The 7,495-nt window shown below is 77.2% G+C and carries 6 protein-coding genes; 3 read left to right on the top strand and 3 right to left on the bottom strand.

From position 1 onward, the window contains the following. Positions 1 to 15: 15 nt before the first annotated feature. Complete coding sequence (locus AC3WUG_RS06775) at positions 16 to 1,443, bottom strand: outer membrane protein assembly factor BamB family protein (RefSeq protein WP_492326972.1); 1,428 nt, start codon at positions 1,441 to 1,443, stop codon at positions 16 to 18. Between the two features lie 134 nt (positions 1,444 to 1,577). Between AC3WUG_RS06775 and AC3WUG_RS06780 the strand changes: the two genes are divergently transcribed. Beyond that, positions 1,578 to 2,792: an alpha/beta hydrolase family protein gene (locus AC3WUG_RS06780; RefSeq protein WP_492326973.1), complete on the top strand. Its 1,215-nt coding sequence runs from the start codon at positions 1,578 to 1,580 to the stop codon at positions 2,790 to 2,792. A 62-nt stretch (positions 2,793 to 2,854) separates the two neighbouring features. Next, on the top strand, positions 2,855 to 4,033 hold the full coding sequence (gene solA, locus AC3WUG_RS06785; RefSeq protein WP_492326974.1) for an N-methyl-L-tryptophan oxidase: 1,179 nt from the start codon (positions 2,855 to 2,857) through the stop codon (positions 4,031 to 4,033). A 40-nt stretch (positions 4,034 to 4,073) separates the two neighbouring features. Here the strand turns inward: solA and AC3WUG_RS06790 are convergent, their stop codons facing one another. Both AC3WUG_RS06790 and AC3WUG_RS06795 read right to left on the bottom strand, forming a co-directional pair. Next, positions 4,074 to 4,229 (bottom strand): hypothetical protein, encoded by a 156-nt coding sequence (locus tag AC3WUG_RS06790; protein WP_492326975.1) that lies wholly within the window; start codon positions 4,227 to 4,229, stop codon positions 4,074 to 4,076. A gap of 143 nt (positions 4,230 to 4,372) precedes the next feature. Continuing rightward, on the bottom strand, positions 4,373 to 4,939 hold the full coding sequence (locus AC3WUG_RS06795) for a dihydrofolate reductase family protein (protein ID WP_492326976.1): 567 nt from the start codon (positions 4,937 to 4,939) through the stop codon (positions 4,373 to 4,375). Positions 4,940 to 5,045: 106 nt separating this feature from the next. On the opposite strand from AC3WUG_RS06795, the gene AC3WUG_RS06800 reads away from it, so the two are divergent. Beyond that, a complete protein-coding gene (locus AC3WUG_RS06800) occupies positions 5,046 to 7,337 on the top strand; it encodes a putative bifunctional diguanylate cyclase/phosphodiesterase (RefSeq protein WP_492326977.1) in 2,292 nt (763 codons plus the stop codon). The last annotated feature ends 158 nt before the right edge of the window (positions 7,338 to 7,495 follow it).

Raw genomic sequence — 7,495 nt, forward strand, 5'->3', positions numbered from 1 at the left:
CCCCGGAGCCGTCGCTCAGTCGAGCACCCAGGTGCTGTCCGGGCCCGTGCCGCGCAGCAGGCCGCCGTCTTCCCGCAGCGCCGAGACGCCCTCCGGGAGGGCCGTCGCCCAGAGCCGGCGCCCGTCGCCGAGACCGTAGGCGGCCAGCAGCGGCGTCCCGTCGTCCGGGTCCCGCTCGGTGCGCAGCACCGCCCGTCCGTCCGACATCAGCGCCGCACCCACGCCGGGTGCCCCGGGCGTCGCCCACCGCTCCTCGCCGGTGGCCAGGTCCACCGCCCACACCGTGTCGCGCGTCGCGCCGTACACCAGACCGTCCAGCACGACGAGGTTCGACCCGACCTCGAGGGCCAGGGGCCGCTCCCACGCGGCCACCCCGGTGCGGGCGTCGACCGCCCGGAGGAACCCCTCGGGCGAGGAGCCGTCGTAGCGCCGCAGCAGCACGAGGTCCGGCCGGCTGCCGTCGTCCGGGAGCGCCGTCTCCGGGATCCCCTCGGTGCGGACGCTCCCGTAGCCCGTCAGGATCCGGGACGCCGTGCTGCCGGGCGCGTCCACGACCCGGTCGCCGCGGGCGAGGACGAGGTTCGCGCCGGAGCCCTCGATCATCCCCGTCGCCGCGTCGAGCGACCACGTCGCGCTCCCGCCGCCGACCCACACGTGCCCGCCGGCGACCTCCAGCCACGGCCGGGTGCCGTCGTCCGGGACGACGACGTCCGGCAGCTCGGTCCGCCAGGTCACCGCGGACCTCTCGTCGACCGGCGCACGGGAGACCACCACGCCCGTCCCCTCCGGGCGAGCCGTGACCACCGCCTCGCCGACGAGCACCGCCGACGAGCCCGGCGCCAGGGTCGCGACCTCCTCGACCGCCCCGTCCGCGAGGTCGACCCGCAGCAGCCGGGCCTGCCACCCCCGCCAGTCGCCCGCACCGGTCAGCACCGTGCAGCCGAGCGCGGTGGCGGTCGGCGCGGAGTCCGGTGCGCACCGCACGTCACGGACCGCCCCCTCCGGGGCGGCGTCGACCAGGCGGGTGCGCCACGCGTCGCCACCGGTGGCCGCGTCCACGGCGACCACGTCCCACGCGCCGCTCTCCTGGACCCAGGGCAGCGCCAGCAGACCGCCGGTCGTGCGCGCACCCTCGGCCAGGAACAGCTCGGGGCGCAGGCGCTGCGGCCACGGGTGCGCCGTCAGCCCGGGTCGCACCGTCGCGCCCAGCACGCCGTCGACGCCGCGGACCCGCTCGGCCGCGGCCTCGGTGCGCGACTCCTGGACCACGTGGGTCGCGATGAGCGCGGCCGCGACGAGCACGGGGACGGGCCACCAGCGGCGCAGGGCGCGCAGCAGCCGCGCACGCCGGGCTCCCACGGGGTCGTCGGCGGGTCCGGGAAGCCCCCCGGGGCCGTCCGCCGCCGGCTCGTCCAGCAGCACGTCCACCCGGTCGGCCCCCATGCCCGACAACCTACGGGTGCCGCCCGCGCCCGCGGGCGCGTTCGGGCGGATCGACCGCGGCGGGTGAGGCGTCGCGCCCGGGGTCCGGAGGAGCGTGGGGCGCGACCCGACCACCGCTCCCGGAGGGGACCACCATGCCCGGCAGCCGCACGCACCCGACCCGGTTCTCCCCCGAGGCTGACCGCGACGAGGCCATCCGCAGCACCCTCGGCCGCGCGGTCCACGGCGCCGCCGACGTCGGCGAGGTGCTGGCCGCGGTCGCGGAGGCGCACGCCAAGGACCACGCCGCGTGGTTCGCGGCGTGGCGGGACCTCGGCGAGCGCGTGGCCGCGCAGGGCGACGCGTCCGCCGCGGGCGGGCACCGGGTCAGCGCGGCCTCGGCCTACCTGCGCGCGTCGGCCTACCTCGCGGTCGCGGTGAACGCCGTCGCGGCGCTCGAGTCGGAGGACGACCTGCTCCCGACGTTCCGCGCGCACCGCCGCGCCTGGGACGCGTGGGTCGACCACGCCGACCTCGACGTCGTGCGGGTGTCCGTGCCGTACGAGGGCGACGCGCTGCCCGGCTACCTGTTCCGCGCCGCGGGCGACGGCCCGCGCCCGACTGTCGTGGCCGTCAACGGCAGCGACGGCTCGCTGACGTCGCTGTGGGTCGAGTGCGTCGCCGGGGCGCTCGCCCGCGGCTACCACGCGCTCGTCTTCGACGGCCCCGGGCAGCAGTCGCTGCTGTTCGAGCGCGGCGTGCCGTTCCGCCCGGACTGGGAGAAGGTGCTGACGCCGGTGCTCGACGCCGTCGTGTCGCGCCCCGAGGTCGACGGGGACCGGGTGGCGGTCTACGGGGTCAGCCAGGCGGGGTACTGGGTCGCGCGGGCGCTGGCGTTCGAGCACCGGCCGGTCGCCGCGGTCCTCGACCCCGGGGTGGTGTCCGTCGCCGCGTCCTGGGAGCGCGAGGTGCCCGGCAGCCTGCTCAGGCTGCTCGACAAGGGCGAGGACCACGCGTTCGACCGCGACATGGAGCTCGGCATGAGGCTGTCCCGGACGACCGCCCGGACCTGGCGGTTCCGCGCCCGGCCGTACGGCGCGGACGGCTACGCGGCGACGCTCCGGGAGGTCCGCCGCTACGACGTCGCGGACGTGGCCGACCGGATCACGACGCCCCTGCTCATCACCGACCCCGAGGGCGAGCCGTTCTGGCCCGGGCAGTCGCAGCGGCTCGCCGCGCTGACCCCGTCGGTGTCGACGCTGGCGCCGTTCACCGCCGCCGAGGGTGCGGACGGCCACTGCCAGCCGCTCGCCCGCGCGCTGACCGACCAGCGGGTGTTCGACTGGCTGGACGGCCACCTGCGCGGCTGACGTCCGCCCGTGGGGTGGACGCCCGTCGCCCGGCGGGACCGGGGCGGGCTAGCGTGCGGCGCGTGGCACGCACCTACTCGCACGTCGTCATCGGGGCCGGCGCGGTCGGCTCGGCGACCGCGTACTGGCTCGCGCGCGCGGGGGCGGAGCGGGTGCTGGTCGTCGAGCAGTTCGACCTGGTCAACTCGCTCGGCTCGTCCGGCGACCACTCCCGGATCATCCGGCGGTCCTACCACCGGCCCGAGTACGTCCACCTCACCGACGCGATGTACGCCGCGTGGGACCGGGTCGAGCGCGAGTCGGGGCTCCCGATCGTCACCCGCACCGGCGGGCTCGACCTCGCGCCGCCGACCGCCGACGGCACCGACCGCCTGGCGGTGTTCCGGGACGCGATGGCCGCCGGCGGCGCGTCGTCCGAGGACCTGTCGACCGCCGACCTGCGCGCCCGCTACCCCCAGTGGCAGGTGCCGGACGGCACCACGGCGCTGTTCCAGGCGGACGCGGGCCTCGTCGACATCCGGCGCTCGGTCTCCGCGCACACCTCGCTCGCCCTGGCGGCGGGCGTCGAGTTCTGGCCGCACACCCGGGTCACGGGGGTCGACGTGCGCGACGGCGGGGTTACCGTCCGGACGTCGGCGGGCGACGTCGAGGCCGGCGGGCTCGTGGTCGCCGCCGCGTCCTGGCTGGGCGAGCTCATGCCGGACCTCGGGCTCGACTTCCGGCTCACCCTGTCCGAGGAGCAGGTCGACTACGTCGCGTCGTCCCGGCTGACCGACTTCACGCCCGACCGGTTCCCGATCTGGGTGTGGCACGGCGACGAGGTCATGTACGGCTTCCCGGTCTACGGCGAGGCCGCGGTCAAGATCGCCCGGGACATGCGCGGGCACTTCGTCACCAGCGAGGGCCGCACGCACCGCGCGGACCCGGCCACCACCGAGCGGTCCCGGGAGTTCCTCGCCCGGCACCTGCCCGCGGCCGCGGGGCCCGCCCTGCGCAGCGCCGTGTGCGTGTACGACATGCCGCCGGACCGGGAGTTCGTGCTGGACACCGTCCCGGGGCACCCGCACGTCGCGGTGTTCAACGGCGCGGGGCACGGCGGCAAGTTCGCGAGCCTGGTCGGCTCGGTGCTGGCGGACCTGGTGACGACCGGGTCGACCCCGCACGACATCGGGCTGTTCTCCCTGACCCGGCCGGCGATCACCGACCCGGGGTACGCGGCGGACTTCGGCCTGCACGCCTGAGCCCGAGCGCGCGCCGGCCCGCGCCGGTCGTGTCCGGGCCTCAGGCCGGGCCTGCCCCCGGACCCGCCGTCCCGCCGAGCCCGAGCACGGCGAGCCCGCTGCCGTCGCCCTGCTCGAACACCGGCCGGTCGCGCCCGCACCGCGCGCAGACCTCGTACAGCGCCTGCGCGCCGCCCTTCTCCGGGTTCCGCCGCACGCGCCAGGCGTGCCGTCCGACCGTGCACCGCAGCGACATCGTCGTCGCCCCCTCCCCTGGACCGGTGCGATCACGGTCCCGCGCACGGCACCGCGCCGTCAACCACCCGGGCGGGTCGTGCGGGCGCGCAGGTCGGCGACCCGTCAGCCCCGGCGCACCGCGTAGCGCAGCCAGAGCGTGCCGTTGCCGAAGCCGCGCTGCTCCAGCAGCTCCAGGTCGAGCGGCACGTCGTCGGGCCAGAACCGCAGCCCGCCGCCGACCGACACCGGCGCGAGGTACGGCTGCACCTCGTCGACGATCCCCGCCCGCAGCGCGTGCGCCGCCAGCGTCGGGCCGTCGACGGTGACGTCGTGGTCCAGCCCCGCCACCCAGACGCGCACGGCCTCGGGGTCGAACGACCGCTCCACCGTGGTCCGTGCCGTCGTCGGCTCGGCGAGCGTCGAGGAGTAGACGACCTTGTCCGCCGCCTGCCACACCGCGGCGTAGGTCCGGACGAACTCCGGCGGGTCCGGCGTCTCCAGCGCGGTCTCCCAGAACGACATCGTCTCGTACATGCGGCGCCCGTAGAGGTAGGTGCCGACCGACCGGGTCTGCTCCGAGATGAAGTCGTGCAGCGCCGGGTCCAGCGCGCCGCCCCAGTCGCTGCTGCCGGACGCGTCCGCCGCGTAGCCGTCGAGCGAGGTGAACATCGAGTAGATCAGCCGCCCCATCGCCCCACCGTAGGGGCGGCCCGCACGGGGCGCCAGGGTCCGCGGTGCCGGGTGAAGTCCCGCGCGTGCGCTCGGGTGCCGCCCCGGGACGCCGATGGTGTGGGTGATGCCCTCCTCGATCACCCTGCCGCGGCGACGCGTCCTGCCGCCCGGCCCGCTCCTGCTCGGCCCCGCGGCGCTCGTCGCCGTGCTCGCGGTCGTCGAGGCCCTGACCGGGCTCGGCGGCCTCACCGCCGCGGGCGGCACGCTCGCCGCGGTGTCCGCCGGCGTGGTGCTGCGGCAGCAGGGCCCGCTCCGGTCGCTCGAGGAGCGCGGGCTGTGGCGCTGGTGCGGCCGGTCGGTGACCGCGGTCGCCGTGGGGCTGGCGGCGGAGGCGGTCCTCGACCTCGCGGGCCGCGGGCCGGCGGCGGACGGCGTCCGCGGGGTCGCGCTCACCGTCGGCGGCGTCGTGGCGGTCATGTGCGCCCACCAGGGCATGCTCAGCTGGAACCGGTTCCGGACGTCGGCCGTGCACCCGGTGGACTGGGTCAACTTCGTGGGCTCGTCGCTCGGCACCCTCGCGCTGCTGGTGTGGGCCGTCGCGGTCGGGGTGCTGCCCGCGGACGGGCCGGGGTGGGCGGCGGAGGGGCACCTGCTGCGGGCGGCGGTCCTGGTCGTGCTGGCGGTGATGACCCTCGTGGTGACGGTGCTCGGCGGCCTCCGGGACGACCCGCGCGCGTGGCTCCTGATGGCGGGGGTCGGGGCGATGGCCGTGGTCGAGCTGGTGCTGCTGCCGTCGCCGACCGGCACCGGGGCGCCCGCGGTCCCCGTCGTCCTCAGCTGGACGGCCCTCACGCTGGTCACCGCCCGCGCCGGGGCGATCAAGCCGCCGCCGCTGCGCGGGCACTTCGCGTCGACCCTGGTGGTCACGACGTGCGCGATGATCGCGGTCCTCGCGAGCACCGTGGTCCTGGTGCTGGACAGCCTGCGCCCGGCGGGCACCCCGGCGGTCGCGCTGCTGGCCGCGGCGGGCGTGGTCGGCGGCTGCGCGCAGCTGCTCCGGACCGCGAGCGAGCTCGCCGCGCTGGCCGCCACCCGCAAGGAGGCGCGCACCGACCCGCTCACCGGGGTCGCCAACCGCCGCGCGATGCTGGAGGTCGCCGACCGGTTCGCCGCCGCCCGCACCGGTGCGGCGCTGCTGGTCATCGACCTCGACCGGTTCAAGGACGTCAACGACCGGTACGGGCACCCCGCGGGCGACGCCGTGATCCGGACGGTCAGCCGCCGGCTCCAGGCCCGGCTCGACGGCGGGGCGCTCCTGGCGCGGTTCGGCGGCGACGAGTTCGGCGTCGTGCTCGACCACGACGACGTCGAGCGCGCGACGGTGGTCGCGCACGCGCTCCGGGAGGCGGTCCGCGAGCCGATCGACGTGAGCGGCCGCGTGGTCCGGCTGGACGCGAGCATCGGCGTCGCGAGCACCGCCTTCGGCGCCCACCAGGACGGCGAGCTGGTGCGCTGGGCGGACACCGCGATGTACGCCGCCAAGCGCGCCGGCGGCGGGGTGCGGGTGTACGACGAGGCCGCCGACGCGCGGGACCGCGACGAGATCGCGCTCGCCGACGAGCTGCGCGGGCTGCTGTCCGCGGCCGAGGGCGACGACCGGCACGGGACCCTGGAGCTGCACTACCAGCCGCAGCTCGACTGCGCGGACGGCCGGGTCGTCGGCATGGAGGCCCTGGTCCGGTGGGCGCACCCCGACCGCGGGCTGCTGCCGCCGGGCGCGTTCATCGACCTGGCCGAGCAGACCGGCTCGATGTTCGCGCTGACCGAGCGGGTGCTGGCGCAGGCGACCCGGACGGCCGCCCGCTGGCAGGCCGAGGGCCGCGACCTCCCGGTGGCGGTGAACCTGTCGACGTCCTGCCTCGGCCACCCCCGCCTGCTCGCGTCGCTGGACGGTGCGCTCGCCGCCGCGGGCCTGCGACCCGAGGCGCTCGTCGTCGAGATCACCGAGACCACGCTCATGCACGACCCGCCGCACGCCGTCGCGGTGACCCGGGCGATCGCCGGCCGGGGCATCGGCCTGGCGATCGACGACTACGGGTCGGGCTACTCCTCGCTGACCTACCTCAACGAGCTCCCCGCCGGCGAGCTCAAGCTCGACCGGTCGTTCACCATGCGGCTCACGTCGGACGACCGCACCCGGGCGATCGTGTCGGGGACGCTGGAGCTCGCGCACCACCTCGGGCTGCGGCTCATCGCCGAGGGCGTCGAGGACGCCGAGACCGCCGAGGCGCTGCGCAGCATGGGCTGCGACCGCACGCAGGGGTACCTGCACGGCCGGCCGATGCCGCTGGCCGACGCGGACGCCTGGCTGCGCGCCCGGGACGACGCGGGGCGCGCGGCGGCGGTCGGGGCGTAGCGGGGCGCGCGCGTACCCGGCGCGTCACGGAGCCGGCGCCCCGCAGAGCCCCCTCGTTCTCGCGAGGCCTCCCGATCGATCGGGAGGCCTCGCGAGAATCAGCTGGGGATCAGGACCGCGCGGGTCAGCCCTCGCCGGCCCCCGCGCCCGCGCCGGCC

This window comes from Cellulomonas sp. EB106-03-03-XG116 (genome assembly GCF_058792015.1).

Bases quoted from the DNA above. Each gene is read 5' to 3' on its own strand.
- AC3WUG_RS06780 (WP_492326973.1), top strand. From the start codon at position 1,578: ATGCCCGGCAGCCGCACGCACCCGACCCGGTTCTCCCCCGAGGCTGAC.
- AC3WUG_RS06775 (WP_492326972.1), bottom strand. From the start codon at position 1,443: ATGGGGGCCGACCGGGTGGACGTGCTGCTGGACGAGCCGGCGGCGGAC.
- AC3WUG_RS06795 (WP_492326976.1), bottom strand. From the start codon at position 4,939: ATGGGGCGGCTGATCTACTCGATGTTCACCTCGCTCGACGGCTACGCG.
- AC3WUG_RS06800 (WP_492326977.1), top strand. From the start codon at position 5,046: ATGCCCTCCTCGATCACCCTGCCGCGGCGACGCGTCCTGCCGCCCGGC.